Genomic DNA, 17,434 nt, shown 5'->3' on the forward strand with positions numbered 1-17,434 from the left:
CACCGCACGACCAGGATCGCCGTCCGAGATACTGCGCTCATGATCCTGGACCGGCGGGCCGAACTGGGTGGTTTCCTCAAGTCGCGGCGAGCACGACTGCGACCGGGCGACCTCGGCCTACCCAGTCACGGTGGACGCCGGCGCGTTCCGGGCGTTCGCCGCGAAGAGCTGGCCCTGACCGCGGGCGTCAGCGTGGACCACTACATCCGCCTCGAACAAGGCCGCGAGCTGCAATTCTCGGCCTCAGTCCTGGACGCCGTAGCCCGCGTCCTGCGATTGGACAAGGTGGAACACGAATACCTGTACCGGCTGGCCCGCCCGTGGCCGGACACCACCTCGACACCCCGCGGCCAGGCTGTCCGGCCGGGGCTTCGGCGGCTGCTGGCGGCGATGACGGACGTTCCCGCGTACGTGATCGGTCGTGCGGGTGACGTTCTGGCCTGGAACGATCTCGGTGCGGCGTTGATCACCGACTTCGCCGCCCTGCCGCCCTTCCAACGCAACCTGGCCCGTCTGGTCGTCGTCGATCCGCAGGTCAGCGCCTTGTATGCCGACTGGCCCGCCAAGGTGCGCGACATCGCTGCGTACCTACGGCTGGACGCGGCCCGGCATCCGGACGACGCCCGCACCCGCGCCTTGCTGGCCGAGCTGTGCGCGGCAAGCCCGGAGTTTCGCGCGGCCTGGGACGATCACGACCTTAACGAGAAAACCCATGGCGGGTACGTCTACCTGCACCCGCAAGCCGGCCGGCTGGAACTCGGCTTCGAGGCGCTCCGCCTGCCCGACGACCCCGACCAAGCCCTCATTGTCCACACCGCCCCGGACGGTTCCGACGCTGTCGCCCGGCTGCTCAGCGTGAGCGCAGCACCAGCAGCGTGATCTCGCTCGGCGCGAAGACGCGGAACGGCGGCCCCCAGAAGCCCGTGCCCCGCGAGGTGTAAAGCTGGGTGCGCTCGCCGTGCCGGCTGAGGCCCTGCAGGACCGGCTGATCCAGCCGGACGAGGTAGTGGAACGGCCAGATCTGCCCGCCGTGCGTATGCCCGGAGATCTGCAGATCCACCCCATGCGCCACCGCCCCGGTGATCTGCTGCGGCTGGTGTGCGAGCAGCAGCACCGGCAGATTCTCGTCGGTGCCCCGCAGCGCGGCCGCGTGGTCCATGTGGTGCCCCGGCACGCCCGACCCGGCCGCCGTCCGGTCATCGACACCCGCGACGATCAGGTCACTGCCGTTGCGTGACACGACGAGGTGCCGATTGTGCAGCGCCTCCCAGCCCAGCGCGGCCATGTGCTCCACCCAGCGCTGCGCCCCGCTGAAATACTCGTGATTGCCGGTGACATACACCCGGGCCAGCTTCGCCCTGATGTCACCCAGCGGTGCGGCCTGCTCCCGCCGCTGCGCCACCTCACCATCCGCGATGTCCCCGGTGTGGGCAACCACATCGGCGTCCAACGAATTCACGACCTCAGTGACGCCGCGCGACCACTTGGCCCGGTTGATCGGTCCGTAATGCGTGTCGGTCAGCAGCACGACCCGCAAGCCGTCGAGACCGGACCCGAGCCGGGGCAGCAGCACGTCCACCTGTCGGACGCGGGGGACACGCATCGCTTCGGCGTACCCCCAAAGGAGCAGAACCAGCGCGACCAGCGCGACCACCGCGGTGACGACCCGCGACCGCACCGGATCCTCGACGCCGGCGAGGGTGAGCGCCAGGCGCAGCAGGTTGCCGAGGATCGACCACACGAACAGGACCCAGACGATGCCGAGCAGCGTGTCGGCGACGCGGGCGGGGCCGTCGCGGTGCTGGCGGCCGTGGCCGCTGAACATCAGCACCGGGAAAGCCGCGGCCAGGGCTGCTGAGACCACCGTGCCGGCGGCGAAGACCGCGGTGGGCCAGCGGTTGCCCGACCAGACCAAGGTCCACCAGGGCACCCCGAAGAGCAGCAGGAGCACGGCGGTGACGATCAGGCCGAAACTCAAGGCCCGCCCGGGCCGCCGCCGCGGCTCGGTCTCCACGGCTTCACCAACAGACACGCCCCGAAGTCTGCCACGCTCTCCAGGGCGGGGTCCCACCGATCATGCCGTCGGTCAGCACCGGAAGGATCTTCTCAGCCGACTTGCTGGCGACCCAGTGCTCAATCTCCCGGTTCACCCACGGCGACTGCGCCGCCTCCGGCGAGGCCAGCAGGACGAAATAGTCGGAGCCGTCCATGGCCCGCTCGATGGATGACCACAGTGCGGGGGTGCAGCCCGGTCTGGTCGCGGAAAATCCACAATGCTCGGCGGCGGTTCCATGGCTTTGCCAGCAGGTGAAGGCCGCGCTGCACGGCGGGCGCGAGTCGTCCGTCCGCGGCGTGGCTGTAGGAGATGAACCCGTTGAACGACACGGCGATCGATTGTGCCTGATGCCCGTGTGACGCGCCGCCCCGGGCGTCTGCGTCATCAGCCAGCCGACGGAGCGCCAGCGGTGCGCCCCGATCGCGCTCGTCCTAGTCCGGTGGCGTTCCGAGGGTGTGGATAAGAGCGGATGGAATGATCAAGTGGGCGCGGTCGCGGGTGGCGGCGATGACGGCAGCGTTCTGGGCGTCGGGGCCGGTGGCCCACGCCTGCGCTGCGGCCGGGTCCTTACCGAAGCGATGATGCCGGGCGATGAGCCGTTCGAGCCGGGTGACCTGGTCGAGGTCGGCGTACCAGACTTCGTCGAGCAGCGGCCGAACGTGGGACCAGCGGTCGTCGTCGACGAGCAGGTAGTTCCCCTCGGTGACGATGAGGCGGGCGGCGCGGCGTACGGGAATGGCGCCCGCGATGGGTTGCTCGATGACGCGTTCGAAGCCGGGCGCGTACACGACGTCGTCGGTGTCGTCGCGGAGCCGGCGCAGCAGTGCTGCGTAGCCGAGGGCGTCGAAGGTGTCGGGGGCGCCTTTGCGGTCGCGGTTGCCGAGGCGGTCGAGTTCGACGTCGGCGAGGTGGAAGCCGTCCATGGGGACGTGGGCGACCCAGCCGGGCGGGCCGAAGGCGGCGAGGGCGGAAACCAGTTCCTCGGCGAGGGTGGTCTTGCCGGCACCCGGCTCACCGACGATGCCGAGGATGGCCCGCGGGATGCCGGCAGCAGCCTGATCCCCGGGGGGAGCCGAGGAGCTCAGCGCGGCCGGTGCGCCGTGGCCAGCCTGCGCGCCGGGCAGGCCGCCCAGTGCGCAGGCGCGCGCCAACAGGTCGTCGAACGTCGTCATGCGGGTCGGGCCGTAAGGTGGTTGGCGAGGAACTGGCGGGCGTGGCGGGCCAGATCTTCGCCGTCGTCCCACAGGTTGCGCCAGATGGCGAGGTCGTTGGAGAGGCCGCGGGCTGCCACTGCCGATGAGAACGATTCGAAGGTGATCGGGCCGGTGTAGGAGATGTCGGCGAGGGCGTGGAAGAACGCCGTGAAGTCGAGGTGGCCGGAGCCGAGATAACCGCGGTGGTTCTCGCCGATGTGGACGTAGCCGAGCCGGTCGCCGACGAGGCGGACCGGGCGGACGAGGTCGTCTTCCTCGATGTTCATGTGGTACGTGTCCAGATGCACCAGCACATTGTCCGCACCGATGTCGTCGGCGAGGCGCAGTGCATCCGCGGCCGTGTTTATCACGTTGGTTTCGTAGCGGTTGCACACCTCGAGGCCGAGCGTCATGCTCCGGTCCTGAGCCGACGCGGCGAGGTCGCGCAGCACCCCGACCACGTTGGCGCGGCCGGCGTCGGTGAGCGGCGCACCATACTTGCCGAGGGCGCTGTAGAGGGCGCCGGTGAAGTGGGTGCCGCCGAGCTCGTGGGTGATGACCAGCGAGTCGTGCAGCAGCTTCGCGCCGCGTTCGACCACGGCCGGGTCGGCGCTGGAAACATCGGCGTCGAAGGCGAGGCCGCGCGAGCAGGCGACCTTGAGGCCGTTCTCCTGCAACAGCTTCCGGGCGGCGGCGACGTCGAGGTTGAGGGAGTCGTGCAGGGAGATTTCGAGCAGGTCGAAGCCGGTGCGGGCGGTTTGGGCGACGGCATGGGCGACCGAGGCGGGGGAGGTGTCCCCGGCCCAGACCAGGGCGTGGACGCCGAGGGGGTTGCGCAGCTGCATGGGGGTGTCCTAAAAGGTCAGGCGCTCTTGGCGCCGGTGATGAGGGCGACGATTTCCTCGCCGGTGGTCTCCGCGGTGCGGCGGCCGCCGACGCAACGTCCGGCGCGCATGACCCAGACCTGGTCGCTGAGCGCCATGACCTGGGCGAAGTTGTGGCTGATGAGCAGGACGGCGTGGCCGTCGTCGCGCAGTTTGCGGATCAGGTCCTCGACGCGGGCGGTCTCCTGGACGCCGAGGGCGGCGGTCGGCTCGTCCATGATCACGAGGCGGGACTCGAAGCCTGCCGCGCGGCAGATGGCGACTGCCTGGCGCTGGCCGCCGGAGAGGCGGCGGACCCGGCTGCGGACGGCGGGCACGTTGACGGCGAGGGTGGACACCATCCGCTGGGCCTCGCGTTGCATGCCGCGGCGGTCGAGGACGGCCAGCGGGCCGAGCTTGTGCACCATCTCTCGGTTGAGGAAGAGGTTCTGCCAGACGGTCAGGTCCTCGACCAGGGCGAGGTTCTGGTGCACGGTCTCGATGCCGGCTTCGCGGGCGTCCTCGGGGGATTTGAAGTGCAGGTCGCGGCCGTCGAGGGCGATCGTGCCCGCGTCCGGGCGGTGGATGCCGGCGATGCAGCGGACCAGGGTGGACTTGCCGGCGCCGTTGTCGCCGACCAGGGCGGTGATCTCGCCGGGTGCGAGGGTGAGGGAGACGTCGACCAGGGCCCGGACGCTGCCGAAGGACAGTGAGACGCCGTTGACGGAGAGCAGCGGAGTGGTCATTTCTGGAACCTCGTGAGCAGGGCGGCCAGCACCACGACGACGCCGACGGCGAGCGGTTGGTAGAACTGGGAGACGCCGAGCAGGGTCAGGCCGTTGGTGAGGGCCGTCAGCAGCAGGGCGCCGATCACCGGGCCGGTGATCGTGCCGCGGCCGCCGAGCAGGCTGACGCCGCCGAGGACCACCGCGGCCACCGAGTTGAGCAGGAACGAGGTGTTGGAGGCGGGTTCGGCGGCGCCGACCCGGGCGATCAGCAGGATGGCGCCGAGGCCGGCGAGCAGGCCGGCGATGCCGTACACGGCGATCTTGATGCGGGCGGTGCTGATGCCGGTGGCGGTGGCCGCCTCGGCGGAGCCGCCGGTGGCGAGCACGTGGGTGCCGAATCGGGTGTGGAAGAGCAGGCCGTGCGCGATCAGGGCGACGACCGCGGCGATGATCACCATCCAGCCGAAGATGCCGAGGCCGCCGGTGGAGAGGCGCAGCAGGAACGTGTCGATGACGGTCACCGGTTTGCCGTCGGCGAGCACCAGGGCGGTGCCGGAGGCGGCGGAGAGCATGCCGAGCGTGACGATGAAGTCGGTGATCTTTCCGCGGGCGATGATGAGGCCGTTGACCAGTCCGGCGATCAGGCCGGTGACCAGCGCGGCGCCCATGGCACCCCACAGTCCCCAGCTGGCGTAGGTCGCGCCGAACACGACTGCCGCCAGGGTCATGACGGACGCGACCGACAGGTCGATGCCGCCGGTGGCGACGACGAAGGTCTGTCCGACCGCGAGGACCACGAGGATGGCCGAGGCGATCAGCATGGACCGGACGTTGCCGCTGGACAGGAAGGTCGGGTTGAGGATCTGGAAGAGGACGACCAGGAAGATCAGGCCGACCAGGGCGGCCCATTCAGCCCAGAAGCCGATGTCCTTGAACCGGTGGGTCCACGGTTCGGTGTCGCGCGCGGCGACGGCTGCGGTTGCCATGCCTCAGCCGCCGATCAGGGCTTTGAACGGGTCCGCGTACTCACCGAACGGCTTCGGCGTGGCGGCGAGCGCCTTGTCGGCGTTCTCTTTGGTGACCAGTTCGACGGGCGCTTCGACATTCGCGGGGAGCGTCTTGCCGGCGGCTGCTGCCTGGCAGGCCTCCATACCCATCAGACCGATCGCGTACGGGTACTGCGCGACGACCGCATCCACGCTGCCGTTCTTGACTGCCGTGAGAGCGTCCTTGTTGCCGTCCACGCTGATGATGCGCACCTTGCCGGTCTTGCCGGCGTTGGCGACCGCCTGGGCGACGCCGAGGCCCATGTCGTCGTTGGCGACGAAGAAGCCGGCCAGGTCGGGTTGGGCCTGCATGATGTTGGTGGCCTGGGTCAGCGCCTCCTGGCGTTCCCAGTTGGCGGCGACGGTCTGGACGAGCTGGAGCTTGCCGCCGATCGCCTTGCTGAAGCCGTCGACCCGGGCGCCGCTGGTGACGTCGCCGGCGATGCCGCCGATCGCGGCCACCTTCGCGTTCGCGGGCACCAGCGTGACCATGTGGGTGCCCGCCTTCTCGCCGGCGGACTCGTTGTTGGTGCCGATGTAGGTGGCCGGGGTGGCGGAGGCGGCCTTCGCGGCCGCGGCGTCGACCGGGCTGTCGATGTTGACGATGGTCTTCTTCGCCGCGGCGAGCTGGGCGATGCCCTGCACCAGGTTGGTGCCCGAGATCGGGTTGACGATGTAGCAGGAGAAGTCCTGCCCGGCCAGCGCGGTGAGCCGGTCGGCCTGGCCGGTGGTGTCGGTGATGGAGTTGGCGGCCTGCACGGTGGGGGTGAGTCCGGCGGCGGCGCCCTGCTCCTTGATGCCCTGCTCCATGGACTGGAAGAAGGGGTTGTCGAGGCCCTTGATGACGGCGGCGATCTTGGCCTTGTCGCCGGTGCCGGCGCCAGTGTCTGAGCCCGATGAACAGGCCGACAGCAGGGCGAGGGCGGCGACGGTCGTGGAAGCCACGGCTACTCGATAGGGCGCTGAGTGCGGCATGTGGGGGGTCCTTCCGAACGATGGTCGTGAGATGTCGGTGAGGTTTCGTTGATTAGATGCTCGACTTATGACTTGTGTCAAGCAAAAGAGTTGAGTCTTTTGCATAGTGCCTAGACGTAATAGGATCGCCGCGTGAGCATCAGCCCCCCGCCCCCCGGGGTATCCGCCGCCGGCCTCGGTGAGGTCCTGGCGCTGTTCCGCGCCCAGCCGAGCCTCACCCGCGCCGACGTCATGCAGCAGACCGGGCTCTCGCGGTCGACCGTCAACCAGCGGCTCGACGCGCTGCTCGCCGCTCAGCTGGTCGTCCCCGGCGGAGAGGGGTCGCCCACCGGCGGTCGCCCGGCCAGCCGGTTCACCTTCCACTGCGACCGTGGCGTGCTGCTGGTCGCGGACATCGGCGCCACCGGCATGCGCACGGCGCTGTGCAACCTGCGTGGCGAGGTTCGCGCCGAGCGGGAGCGCGCCATCGACGTGGCCCTCGGTCCGCAGGCTGTGCTCAGCGCCGCCGAGGAGATGTTCGCCGCGCTGCTCGCCGCCGCGGGTCGGACCGCCGCCGAGGTGCACGGCATCGGCATCGACGTGCCCGGCCCGGTCGACTTCGACAGCGGCCAGGTGGTCAGTCCGCCGATCATGAGCGGCTGGGACCGCTACGACATCCCGGGCTGGTTCGCCGGGCGCTACGACTGCCCGATCCTGGTGGACAAGGACGTCAACGCGATGGCGTTCGGCGAGCACCGCAGCGTCTACCCCGACGTCCGGCAGCTACTCCTGCTCAAGGCGGGCACCGGCATCGGCGCGGGGATGATCATCGGCGGCGAGGTCTACCGGGGCGCCGACGGCGCGGCCGGGGACATCGGGCACATCCAGGTCGCGGTCGAGGACGCCGAGAGCGAACCGCTCTGCCGCTGCGGCAACACCGGCTGCGTCGAGGCGTACGCGGGTGGGTGGGCCCTGGTCCGAGACCTGCGCGCGGCCGGCCGGGCGGTCGAGACGGTGGACGACGCGGTGATGTTGATCCGCACCGGTGACCTCACCGCGGTCCGGTTGGCCCGCCGTGCCGGACGGATCATCGGGCATGCCATCGCGGATTCTGTGAGCCTTTTCAACCCGCGGGTCATCGTGATCGGCGGCCAACTCGCCCGGATCGAGGAGCAGCTGTTCGCCGGGATCCGCGAGCTGGTCTACCGGCGGTCGTTGCCGCTGGCTACGCGGAATCTGCAGATCGTCGCCACCAAACTGGACACCCGCTCCGGGCTGGTCGGCCTGGCCCTGCTGCTGGCCGATGGGATCTTCGCCCCTGACCGGGTGGGTGCCTTGATCAACCGGGTCTGACGACCCCGGTCGTGGCCGGTTCCACCCGTACGGGGGTCGGAACCCCGACACCCGCGCACGGTGCGGCCGTTCGGCCCATGGACCGGACATTTGCCCAGGTACAACCTCCTCGAAGCAGGATTCTTCGTCCAGGAGGAACCATGATCGCGAAACGTCCCGTCCTGACCGCCGCCGTGGCAACAGGCGCCCTCTTGTTCAGCACAGTCCCGGCGCTGGCCGCCTCCGCTCCGCTGGTGCGGACCGGCAACCAGCCGGCGCCGCCGCCGATGGTCGTCGCTGACGGGCTCGACAACCCGCGCGGGTTGGCGTTCGCGCCCGATGGGACGCTCTATGTCGCCGAGGGCGGCAAGGGTGGCGCCGGTCCGTGCCAGGCCAGTCCGGAGGGCGGCGACGCCTGTTTCGGCCTGTCCGGCGCCATCACCAGAATCAAGTGGGGCCAGCAGAAGCGGATCGTCACCGGCCTGCCGTCGCTGGCGGGCAAGGGCACCGGCATGGAGGCGTCCGGACCCACCGACGTGGCCATCGACCGCAACGGCAAGGTGTCCTTCCTCGTGGGCCTCGGCGGAAGCCCGGACCTGCGCACCCAGGTGCCGCAGCTCGCAGGCATGGCGAAGCTCTACGAGGTCGGCCGGAAGGGGCCGAAGGCGGTCGCCGACCTCGGTGCCTACGAGAAGAAGGTCAACCCGGACCGCGTCAAGCCGGCCGACACCAACCCGTACGGGCTCGCGGCGTCCGGTGACTTCAAGGTCGTGGCGGACGCCGGTGGCAACAGCCTGGTCAAGGTCTCGTCGCGCGGGAAGCTGAGCACTCTCGCGGTGTTCAAGCAGCGCACGGTGCCGGCGCCGGCGGGGATCCCGGATCTGCCCGCGGGCACTCCGATCCCGATGCAGGCCGTGCCCACCTCTGCGGTTCGTGGCCCGGACGGCGCCTGGTACGTCGGCGAGCTCACCGGCTTCCCGTTCCCGGCCGGTAAGGCCCGCATCTACCGCGTCGTGCCCGGGCACCAGCCCACCGTCTACGCGACCGGCCTCACCAACGTCATCGACCTGGCGTTCGACCGGCACGGCCGGCTGTACGCGCTGGAGATTGCCCGGGACGGCCTGATGTCCGGCAACCAGACCGGTGCCCTGCTGCGGGTGAACCGCCGCGGTCCGCACCAGGTCGTGGCCTCCGCCGGGCTGACCGCTCCCGGTGGCCTCGCGATCCGCGGCAAGGACGCGTACGTGACGAGTTGCAGTGTCTGTGCCGGGACCGGAACCGTCGTCAAGATCCGGCTGTAGCAGCGACCGTGCGGGTCACAGCCCGAGCCGCAGGGCGGTCACGCCCGCGGGGGAGAGTGGCCGGGCAGTGGCCCGCACCAGGTCGGCGTGCACGACGGAGGGCAGCTGGGTGCCGAGCGCGCACAGCGAGGGGTAGTGGTCGAGCACGGCGCGGTGGCTGAGCGCGCCGACTCCGATCATCAGCCCGTTGATGGCGCTCGGGGTCCGGGCCAGCTCGGCGCACAGTTCCATCCGCCACACCGGGTCGTCGACGTGGGAGGCGAACTCCCGGGCGATCCGGTTCCCGACCGGGCTGCTCTCCTCGGGTGCGGCGTGCCGACCGGAGGGCGCGAGCACCGGCGCGGGGCGCACCGCGACGCCGAGCCGCAGCGCCAGCTCGGGCAGGGTGAGCACGGAGAGCCCGAAGGCGCACGTGTCGCAGAGCCGCTGGAAGGTGTCGGCGTGCACCACCGCCGCGGGACGCGAGCAGCCGGAGGCGGAACCGCAGGCGCTGTCCATGATGATTTCGGCGAGCCGACCCGCCGCATCGAACCGGCCGACGCCGGAGAACATGGTCGGTGTCTCTCGGTAACGGGCGAGGGCGGCGCGCTCGCTGCCGTAACCGTCCGGGTCCACGCCGATACGCGGGACGCCTTGCTGTGCTTGGAGCTGGATGAGCCGGAACATCCTGGTCACTCCCGGGGGTCTCAAGGGGCGGTGCATCCCGGGATACGGGCCGGATGGCCCGGCGGTTCATTCCCTACGCTGGGTATAAGAAAAATTGTGATCCTGCCGCTGAGCAGTCAATCTAAGACAATCGAATGTCACTGCGTGTAATGCGTACGTCGCGGCGGTGAGGGCGACGAGCATGCCGGCGAGGATCGCGGCGACGGTGCCGTCCAGCGCGCGCCAGGCCGTCGGTAGCGCGGTGAGGCCGAGCAGGAGGCCCGCTCCGCAAGCGGACTCGGCGAGCCGGCGCGCGCGGTCTGTGGTCATGGTCTCCACCCTGCCGTCACCGTGGGTGTGTGCGCTTCCCTCTCCAGCCGGATCAAGGCCTATGACTTTCGGCAGAGGCCCGCGGGCCCACCCAGATCCGACGAACGGCTCGTGCGGGTCGGAACAGGACGGTGCGGATGACCGAGACAGATACTTCCGGGCGGCTCCGCAACCTTGGTGGACGCTGGGGAAACTGCCCCGTAGCTTGTGGTGCGGAAGAGCGCGACGAACTCGAAGCTCGCTGGTGCTGCGACCGATAATGGTCATGACTTCGAGGACCGGGAGGACATGCGGTGACCGCTGCGGCGCCGTCGGCGTGGGACACCATGCCGGCGCTGATGTACCACTCCGTGTCCGCGGTTGCCGGTCCGATGCGTGACCTGGCCGTGCCGCCACGCCGACTGGCCGAACAGCTCGCCGCGCTCACGGCCGCGGGATATCGGCTCGTCGGCCTCACCGATGCGCTCGACCTGCTGGAGCAGGGCTGCACCGACCGGCTGCTGGCCGTGACCTTCGACGACGGCTATCGCGACTTTCTCACCGAAGCCGTACCGGTGCTGGCCGAGGCCGGCGCGGGCGCCACGCTCTACGCCTCGGTCGGCCACCTCGGCGAGTACGCCAACTGGCTGGGTCGCTGGTCGCCCGACTTCGGCAAGCTGTTGACCTGGAAAGAACTGGCCGAGGTCGCCGACGCCGGCATCGAGATCGGCAACCACAGCCTGATCCACCACCCGCTCGACGTCCTGCCCGCCACCGTCCTCCGCGAGGAAACGTCCCGCAGCAAGGACGAGCTCGAACAGCACCTCGGGCGCCGGGTGCGCAGCTTCGCCTACCCGCACGGCTACAACGGTGCCAAGGTCCGGGCGGCGGTGCTGGCCGCGGGCCACGACAACGCCACCGAGGTCGGCCGGCGGCTGCACACGCCGGGCGAACGACGGTTTGCCGTACCGCGGTTGCAGCCCACCCCGGACATGACCGGTGCCGATCTCGTGGCCCTGGTCGCCGGGGGCGGTTCGCCGCTGGTGCCCAAGCTCAAGCAACTCGCCCAGCCCGGCTGGCGGGTGGTCCGTCGGGCAGCGCGTGCTGCCGGGAAGAACCTGACATGAGCCCGGCCCACCGTGCCCCGCGCCGGGCCACCGAGTCGGGTCCGGCCACCTCGGTGAACCCTGGACACCGCGCACCGGGGCTCAAGCTGTCCCGACGGCACGTGCTCGGGCTTGCCGCCCTCGCGGCCGTGCCCGCCGCGACCATCGGTGTGCTGCAGTTCCGCTCGGACGACACCGCGGCCGAGGCCACCAACTCACCCGGACGCCCGCCCAGCACACCGCCGTCGGCCAGTGCCCCACCGAAGGTGGTGACCGAGGGCGGTGGTGTGGTGCCGTTCCGCCCGGGTCAGGCCATGCTCGGGGCCTATCTGGGCCTGTCCGGCAAGACCCCGGCGCAGGCCCGGCAGCTGCGCCGCGAGCAGCTCGGCCGCGAGGAGCGGATCGAGCATGTCTTCTACGGCTGGGCCGACCAGCTGCCCGCGTCCTTCCCCGACCTGCCGTCCGGGGCGTTCCCGATGGTCTCCTGGCGGGGCACCAAGTTCACCGACATCACCTCCGGTGCCGGAGACGAGATCATCAAACGGGCCGCCCGCCGGCTCAAAAGCGTCGGCCGGCCGTTGCTGCTGCGCTGGGGCTGGGAGATGAACGGCGACTGGTACGCCTGGTCGCCCGCCAAGAACGGCAAAGACCCGGCTGGCTATGTCCAGTCCTGGCGGCGCCTGCACGGCATCTTCGCCGACGAGGGCGTCACCAATGTGGCCTGGGTGTGGAGCCCCAACTGGAACTCCTCGCCGGTCGCCGACTGGAACACCTACGCTGCCCTGTACCCCGGCGACAAGTACGTGGACTGGGTCGGTGTGTCCGGCTACAACCTGCGCAAGGAGTCGCCCGACACGCTGTTCGGGCCGGTCTACCGATCGTATGCGGCCCGCAAGCCCATCATGATCTCCGAGGTGGGCTCGGTGGACCGCGGCGGCCGGACCAAGGCCGACTGGATCACGCTCTTCGGCAAGTGGGTCGAGGCGCATCCGGCCGTCGGCGCGGTGACCTGGTTCGACACCGACACCCACCCGGACTACGCGGAGAAGTGGCGGATCGACACCGATGCCGCTTCGCTGGCGGCGTACCGGGCGATGGCGGCGAGCGCGCGCTTCAGCGGCTGACCGGTGGCCCGGATCCGGGCCACCGGCACCACCAGCGTTACCGGCTCGCCTTCTCGGCGGCCTCGACAGCGTTGCGGAACAGCATCGCCACGGTGGTCGGACCGACGCCGCCGACGCGCGGGGTGAGCGCACCCGCCACCGACGCGACCTCTTCCGCCACGTCGGGCAGCAGCCGGCGGCCTTCATAGCGGACCCCCGCGCCGATGACGGTCGCTCCCGGCCGGACGTGGTCCGGCTGGATGATGCCGGGTACGCCCGCAGCCGCGATCAGAATGTCCGCGCGGCGGGTGTAGCGCTCCCAGTCCGGCACTCCGGTGTGGACCACGGTCACGGCGGCGTTCGCGGTCGGCCGCTTCTGCGACAGCAGCATGGCGAGCGGGCGGCCGATCGTGGCGCCGCGGCCCAGGATGACCACCTCGCGTCCGGCCACCGGAATCTCGTAGTGGGCGAGCAGAGCCTCGATGCCGGCCGGGGTGCAGGGCCGCGGCCCGGGCAGGCCCACGGACAGTCGACCGAGGTTGAGCGGGTGCATGCCGTCGACGTCCTTGTCGGGGTCGACGGTCATCAGCGCGGTGTCGTAATCGATGTGCGCCGGCGGCGGGTACTGGATGAGTAGGCCGTGCACGGCCGGGTCGGCGTTCAGCTTGTCGATCACCCGGTGCAGGTCGTCCTGGGTGGCGTCGGCGCTCAGGTGCTCGTGCGGCGACACGAAGCCCAACTCGCCGGCCTGGCGCTGCTTGATGCGGATGTAGCCGGCGCTGGCGTCGTCATCGCCGACCAGGATGGTGGCTAGCGAAGGCTGGACGCCGCCCTCGCGCAGCTTTGCCACCCGGCGGGCGACGTCGGCCAGGACCGCGTCTGCGACGGGCTTGCCGGGCAGGGACCGGGCCTCGTGCGCCGACGTCTGCGGGGTTTCGGACATGCGCGTCTCCCAGACCGCGGGTACCCAGGCGGACGGCACCCACGACGAGCTCCCCGATGGTGGTCCATCCTCGTTGCCGCCAGTCGCGTGACGCGGACAAGTATGCCGTGCCCCCGCGAACGGGCCGGCAGGGTGTCACCCCGCAGTGTGCAGCGCCTCAGCTCACGGCACTGATGAAGAGGGTGCGGTAGGGCGTGAGGTCGCCGGCACGGAACAGGCTGACGGTCATCCGCTGGTCGCCGGGCATGGTCAAGCGCTCCGACCAGGTCCCGTCGTCCGACACCGGGATGTTCCGGCGGGTCGGCGTGCCACCGCCACCGGTCCGGGCCACGGTCAGCGTGTACGGCCCATCCGTCCGCAGCAGCCCGGACGCCGCTACGGTGACGACCCGGTCTCCTTCGGCGTCGACCGGTCCCGACGGCTCGGCGGTCAACGCGGTTACCGGCGTGTCGTACAGGTTGCGGGAGGTGGCGAAGGAGAGCCAGCTTGCGCCGCCGAGGACGACGAGGACGAGGGCCAGCGGCAGCAGCTGCTTGACCAGGCGGTAGCGCTGGGACTTCTCCTCCGCGGCTACTTCCTCCTCGTCCTTGACCGGCGCCACCGACATGACGATCGTGTGTCCCTCGGCCACCGCGACGGCCTCTTGCGCGGAGACACGCAGCGGCGCGGCAGCCACCTCGTCGGGCTGCGACTCCTGCGCCCCGTCCTCCTGCGGTGTCACCTCGCTGGTCCGACTCCACCGCAGCTCGACGGCGAGCGCCGCGAGCAGGGTGACGCCGGCGGTGGCGACGGTCCACGCCACCCGGTCCAGACGTACGCCGATCATGTTGATGATCAGCCCGGCGACGATCAGGACGGCGAGGCTGAGTGCCGGGGCGAGCAGGATGCGCTCGACCGGGCTGAGCCTGCGGCGGGCGAAGATCGCGCCGGTCAGCGCCATGCCGGGCAGCGCGAAGCCCAGCACCATGCCGCCCGCGACGGTCAGAGCGCGTGGGCCGGCGAGCACGCTGGCGGCGGACACCACGGCCAGGCCGGCGACGACGCGGTTCAGCAGCGGGTTCATCGGCCCCCCAAGCGATAGACACGGACCACGCCGTTGTCGTAGAGCCGGTCGACCTCGGGCAGTGAATCGAACTTGGTGATCTGCGTGGTGCTGAGCGGTTGGGTGATCGAGCCCGCGTTCGGGTCGTTCTCGAAGTACGCCTCGCCCTCCGGCAACTGCTCCGACAGGCGCTTGTCCACCACGAGGTACTGCAACGACAGACTGCCGGCGAACTGCTCCTGGGCCAGCCCCCACTCGGTGGCGTAATACAGCGGCCCGACCTCACGAACCGGGTCCTGACGGCCGTACGTCGACGCCAGCGACACCGAGGTCACGTCGCCCCCGACCCGGTTGCCGGGGCCGAGCGACCGGCGCTGCCAGTCCGCGGCGTCCACCCCGTACGCGTCGACCGAGCGTTCGAACCCGCCGGCCAGGTACGGCCCTGGCAGGATGGACTGCAACGGCGGCCAGCCACCCGCTCGGGCGCCGATCATCAGCAGGGTGATCAGCGCGGAGCCGGCCGCCACGCGGCTGTAGAGGTTCCAGCTGCTCGGGGCGACCACATCGATCGCCGGTGCGGCAGCCCGCCAGCGGAGTCCCTCGGCGTCCCGTGCCGGGATGAGTTGCACGCCCCGGACCAGGGCGATCGCCGCCAGGATGGAGATCGGCACGTAGGTGAAGGTGGAGAGTCGCCCGGCGATTTCCGGGCCGTTCTGGCCGAGGAAGCGCACACCGTTGCCGGCGAAGAAGATGGCGCCGCCGACCACGGCCGCCCAGCGCCAGTAGTCCCGGTCGTGTCGGTGGAACATGTCCCGCACCAGGGCCACGTAGAGCACGCCCAACCCGAGCAGTCCGGTGCCCTGCACGACAAGCTGCCCGATGCTGACCGCGGCCGTGGTGGAGGAGGCTTCCTTGCGGCCGCTGAGCAGGTTCGAGATCGTCTGCCCGACCTGGTCGATCGGTGCCTCCAGGTAACCGAGCACGTCACGTGCCACGGTGAGCATCCACACGGCTACCACGAGTGCGGCCACCGCCGGAGTGATGAGCGCGCTCCAGCGCCGCGGCCGCTGCACGATCAGCTCGGCCGTGGCGAGCAGAAGCAGCGTGAGCACCAGTGCAAACGCGGTGATGTGGTGGCTGACCGTGGTCAGCGCGGCGGAGCCCACGGCCACGGCGAGGAAGGTGCGGCCACCCTCCTCGCGCCACCGGCGGGTCGCCCAGATCGCCAGCATGAAGAACGGCAGCGCGGCGGTCTGGTAGAGGAACATCGAGTTGAAGAACAGATAGTGCAGAGCGGTCGCGTACGTGGCACAGGCGACCCCGGCGACGGCGGGTGAGTTGCTCGCCCGCAGCACCACGGCGAACAGCACCGCGACGAAGACCAGGTGCGCGATGCCGGCGACGACGACGCCGGCCGCGGTGACCGGGAGTCCGGTCATCGACGTGATGGCCGCGCCCAGCTCGGCCAACCCGGGGAAGTGGACCGCGGGCGGCAGCGCCGGGTTGGGCTGGAACAGCCGGCCGGACTCGACGATGACGTTTGTCGCGAGCCAGTGCTGCAATTCGTCCGGGAAGCGGAACTGGTCCGGGCTGTACATCCACTTCAGCAGGTACTGGTGCAGGGCCAGCCCCATGACCAGCAGGAAAGACTCCGCGGCACCGGCCATCCGGCGGCTGAGCAGCCGCACGACGACCGGCGTGAAGACGACAACCTGCCCCACCCAGTACGCGAACTGCGCGTTGCTGGTGCTGAGCCGACCACCGGCGTAGGCGAGCGCGACCATCAGCACGCCCAGCGCGGAAATGGTCAGCACGGCCGGGGCATGTCCGAGGTCGAGTGGCGCTCGGCGGGGCCGGGCGGGCTTCGGGGCGCGTCCCGGATCGGCCGTCCCGAACTTTCGCTTCTTGCGGTCCTTGCCGGCCGGCGTCACCGGAATGATCGCCGTAACGGCGCTCGCGGCCTGATCGGTGGGGATGCGCAGCACGATGGTGTCGTCGGCGGCTCGCGGCAGACCCGCCGGCGCCTGGGTGGTGGCGGGCTTGGTGGTGGCCGGCTTGGCGGCGACCGGCTTCGGGTTGCTCGCGGGCTTGGCGGGTGCCGGCGGCTTCCGGTTGACCGCAGGCGCCGGCGTGGATGTCGGCGCAGCCGGTTTCGAGACGGGCAGCGCGATGGTGTCGTCCGCCGGGGCCGGTGTCGCCGGCTTCTTCTTCGGCGGCAGCGGGATGGCGATGGTGTCGCCGGCGGGCGCTGGCGTTGCCGGCTTCTTCTTCGGCGGCGCCACCGGGAGTGCGACCGTGTCGTCGGCGTCGGTGGGGCGCTTGTCGGCGGGGCTGCTCGGCCGTACCCGGATGATCATGGTCTCGTCCGGGTCCGCCGCCGCGGGCGGTGCTTTCGCCGGCGGCGGCGTCTTCGCCGGCAGCTTGATGAGCATGGTCTGGTCGGGGTCGACGGCCTCGGTGGTCGCTGCTTCCGCCGGGATCGGCTTGCCTGGGACACCCGAGGTGGTCTGGATGTCGGCGGCCGCCGGGCCGTCCGTGCCACCGGGCGCGCTGGGGCGCACCCGGGCGGCGGGCCGCGGCTGGTTGTCGTCGTCCTTGGCCTTCGCCGGCTCGGCCGCGCGTCGGTCAGCCATGGTTTCGGCCTCCCCGGCGTGGTCGGGCGCCCCGTCCGAACGCTGCTCGTCGCTCGGGGCTTCGGAATGCTGCTGAGCGGAGGGGGTGGTCCGCCCCGGCTCCTGGGGTGTCGGGTCGGGCGGGGTCACCACACCGCCGCCCCGCCGCATGGGCGTGCGGCGCGCCGGACAGCCGCCATT

The 17,434-nt window shown here is 70.7% G+C and carries 16 protein-coding genes, 1 pseudogene and 1 riboswitch; of the genes and pseudogenes, 5 read left to right on the forward strand and 12 right to left on the reverse strand.

Going from position 1 to position 17,434, the window contains the following annotated elements:
* Positions 1–39 precede the first annotated feature (39 nt).
* On the forward strand, positions 40–879 hold the full coding sequence (locus tag ACIA1L_RS14575; RefSeq protein WP_396073174.1) for a helix-turn-helix domain-containing protein: 840 nt from the start codon (positions 40–42) through the stop codon (positions 877–879).
* Here ACIA1L_RS14575 and ACIA1L_RS14580 read toward each other — a convergent pair.
* From ACIA1L_RS14580 to ACIA1L_RS14610, 7 genes and pseudogenes are all read right to left on the reverse strand, one after another.
* Positions 851–2,032, reverse strand: a complete 1,182-nt coding sequence (locus ACIA1L_RS14580) for a metallophosphoesterase (protein WP_396073175.1) — start codon at positions 2,030–2,032, stop codon at positions 851–853. The two genes, ACIA1L_RS14575 and ACIA1L_RS14580, sit on opposite strands and share 29 nt — an antisense overlap.
* The gene (locus tag ACIA1L_RS14585) at positions 2,019–2,210 is read right to left on the reverse strand and encodes a TIR domain-containing protein (protein ID WP_396073176.1); all 192 of its coding nucleotides are present in this window, start codon (positions 2,208–2,210) and stop codon (positions 2,019–2,021) included. The genes ACIA1L_RS14580 and ACIA1L_RS14585 overlap by 14 nt, the downstream gene beginning before the upstream one ends.
* Positions 2,211–2,487: 277 nt before the next feature.
* Positions 2,488–3,228, reverse strand: a complete 741-nt coding sequence (locus tag ACIA1L_RS14590; protein WP_396073177.1) for a nucleoside/nucleotide kinase family protein — start codon at positions 3,226–3,228, stop codon at positions 2,488–2,490.
* Positions 3,225–4,094, reverse strand: a complete 870-nt coding sequence (locus ACIA1L_RS14595) for a sugar phosphate isomerase/epimerase family protein (protein ID WP_396073178.1) — start codon at positions 4,092–4,094, stop codon at positions 3,225–3,227. Before ACIA1L_RS14595 ends, ACIA1L_RS14590 begins: the two co-directional genes overlap by 4 nt.
* Before the next feature lie 17 nt (positions 4,095–4,111).
* Positions 4,112–4,768, reverse strand: a pseudogene (locus tag ACIA1L_RS14600) (ATP-binding cassette domain-containing protein); the annotation flags it as partial.
* 86 nt (positions 4,769–4,854) lie between these two features.
* On the reverse strand, positions 4,855–5,826 hold the full coding sequence (locus ACIA1L_RS14605) for an ABC transporter permease (RefSeq protein WP_396073179.1): 972 nt from the start codon (positions 5,824–5,826) through the stop codon (positions 4,855–4,857).
* Between the two features lie 3 nt (positions 5,827–5,829).
* Entirely contained in the window at positions 5,830–6,831 is a 1,002-nt protein-coding gene (locus tag ACIA1L_RS14610; RefSeq protein ID WP_396073180.1) for a substrate-binding domain-containing protein, read from the reverse strand.
* Positions 6,832–6,993: 162 nt separating this feature from the next.
* On the opposite strand from ACIA1L_RS14610, the gene ACIA1L_RS14615 reads away from it, so the two are divergent.
* Positions 6,994–8,193 carry an ROK family transcriptional regulator gene (locus ACIA1L_RS14615; protein ID WP_396073181.1) on the forward strand — a complete coding sequence of 400 codons (1,200 nt, stop codon included), beginning with the start codon at positions 6,994–6,996 and terminating at the stop codon, positions 8,191–8,193.
* Positions 8,194–8,333: 140 nt separating this feature from the next.
* Positions 8,334–9,473 carry a ScyD/ScyE family protein gene (locus tag ACIA1L_RS14620; RefSeq protein ID WP_396073182.1) on the forward strand — a complete coding sequence of 380 codons (1,140 nt, stop codon included), beginning with the start codon at positions 8,334–8,336 and terminating at the stop codon, positions 9,471–9,473.
* Positions 9,474–9,488: 15 nt separating this feature from the next.
* Here ACIA1L_RS14620 and ACIA1L_RS14625 read toward each other — a convergent pair whose 3' ends face one another.
* Together ACIA1L_RS14625 and ACIA1L_RS14630 are read right to left on the reverse strand one after the other, a co-directional pair.
* The gene (locus ACIA1L_RS14625) at positions 9,489–10,139 is read right to left on the reverse strand and encodes a hypothetical protein (RefSeq protein WP_396073616.1); all 651 of its coding nucleotides are present in this window, start codon (positions 10,137–10,139) and stop codon (positions 9,489–9,491) included.
* 66 nt (positions 10,140–10,205) lie between these two features.
* Positions 10,206–10,448, reverse strand: coding sequence for a hypothetical protein (locus tag ACIA1L_RS14630; RefSeq protein ID WP_396073183.1), 243 nt, complete (start codon positions 10,446–10,448; stop codon positions 10,206–10,208).
* A gap of 293 nt (positions 10,449–10,741) precedes the next feature.
* Between ACIA1L_RS14630 and ACIA1L_RS14635 the strand changes: the two genes are divergently transcribed.
* On the forward strand, positions 10,742–11,554 hold the full coding sequence (locus tag ACIA1L_RS14635) for a polysaccharide deacetylase family protein (RefSeq protein ID WP_396073184.1): 813 nt from the start codon (positions 10,742–10,744) through the stop codon (positions 11,552–11,554).
* A complete protein-coding gene (locus ACIA1L_RS14640) occupies positions 11,551–12,657 on the forward strand; it encodes a glycoside hydrolase family 26 protein (RefSeq protein WP_396073185.1) in 1,107 nt (368 codons plus the stop codon). Before ACIA1L_RS14635 ends, ACIA1L_RS14640 begins: the two co-directional genes overlap by 4 nt.
* A 37-nt stretch (positions 12,658–12,694) precedes the next feature.
* Here the strand turns inward: ACIA1L_RS14640 and ACIA1L_RS14645 are convergent, their stop codons facing one another.
* The 3 genes from ACIA1L_RS14645 to ACIA1L_RS14655 form a co-directional block, all read right to left on the reverse strand.
* A complete protein-coding gene (locus tag ACIA1L_RS14645; RefSeq protein ID WP_396073186.1) occupies positions 12,695–13,579 on the reverse strand; it encodes a bifunctional 5,10-methylenetetrahydrofolate dehydrogenase/5,10-methenyltetrahydrofolate cyclohydrolase in 885 nt (294 codons plus the stop codon).
* Positions 13,580–13,594: 15 nt separating this feature from the next.
* A riboswitch (ZMP/ZTP riboswitch) is annotated at positions 13,595–13,676 on the reverse strand.
* Between the two features lie 60 nt (positions 13,677–13,736).
* Positions 13,737–14,642 (reverse strand): hypothetical protein, encoded by a 906-nt coding sequence (locus tag ACIA1L_RS14650; protein ID WP_396073187.1) that lies wholly within the window; start codon positions 14,640–14,642, stop codon positions 13,737–13,739.
* Complete coding sequence (locus tag ACIA1L_RS14655) at positions 14,639–17,254, reverse strand: hypothetical protein (protein ID WP_396073188.1); 2,616 nt, start codon at positions 17,252–17,254, stop codon at positions 14,639–14,641. Before ACIA1L_RS14655 ends, ACIA1L_RS14650 begins: the two co-directional genes overlap by 4 nt.
* Positions 17,255–17,434: the final 180 nt, after the last annotated feature.

It is taken from the genome of Actinoplanes sp. NPDC051859 (assembly GCF_044452725.1).
GTDB lineage: Bacteria > Actinomycetota > Actinomycetes > Mycobacteriales > Micromonosporaceae > Actinoplanes.

Excerpts from the sequence above, each read along its gene's own strand:
- ACIA1L_RS14620 (WP_396073182.1), top strand. The coding sequence starts at position 8,334 with ATGATCGCGAAACGTCCCGTCCTGACCGCCGCCGTGGCAACAGGCGCC.
- ACIA1L_RS14625 (WP_396073616.1), bottom strand. The coding sequence starts at position 10,139 with ATGTTCCGGCTCATCCAGCTCCAAGCACAGCAAGGCGTCCCGCGTATC.
- ACIA1L_RS14605 (WP_396073179.1), bottom strand. The coding sequence starts at position 5,826 with ATGGCAACCGCAGCCGTCGCCGCGCGCGACACCGAACCGTGGACCCAC.
- ACIA1L_RS14645 (WP_396073186.1), bottom strand. The coding sequence starts at position 13,579 with ATGTCCGAAACCCCGCAGACGTCGGCGCACGAGGCCCGGTCCCTGCCC.
- ACIA1L_RS14655 (WP_396073188.1), bottom strand. The coding sequence starts at position 17,254 with ATGGCTGACCGACGCGCGGCCGAGCCGGCGAAGGCCAAGGACGACGAC.
- ACIA1L_RS14640 (WP_396073185.1), top strand. The coding sequence starts at position 11,551 with ATGAGCCCGGCCCACCGTGCCCCGCGCCGGGCCACCGAGTCGGGTCCG.
- ACIA1L_RS14595 (WP_396073178.1), bottom strand. The coding sequence starts at position 4,094 with ATGCAGCTGCGCAACCCCCTCGGCGTCCACGCCCTGGTCTGGGCCGGG.
- ACIA1L_RS14585 (WP_396073176.1), bottom strand. The coding sequence starts at position 2,210 with ATGGACGGCTCCGACTATTTCGTCCTGCTGGCCTCGCCGGAGGCGGCG.
- ACIA1L_RS14650 (WP_396073187.1), bottom strand. The coding sequence starts at position 14,642 with ATGAACCCGCTGCTGAACCGCGTCGTCGCCGGCCTGGCCGTGGTGTCC.
- ACIA1L_RS14575 (WP_396073174.1), top strand. The coding sequence starts at position 40 with ATGATCCTGGACCGGCGGGCCGAACTGGGTGGTTTCCTCAAGTCGCGG.
- ACIA1L_RS14630 (WP_396073183.1), bottom strand. The coding sequence starts at position 10,448 with ATGACCACAGACCGCGCGCGCCGGCTCGCCGAGTCCGCTTGCGGAGCG.
- ACIA1L_RS14590 (WP_396073177.1), bottom strand. The coding sequence starts at position 3,228 with ATGACGACGTTCGACGACCTGTTGGCGCGCGCCTGCGCACTGGGCGGC.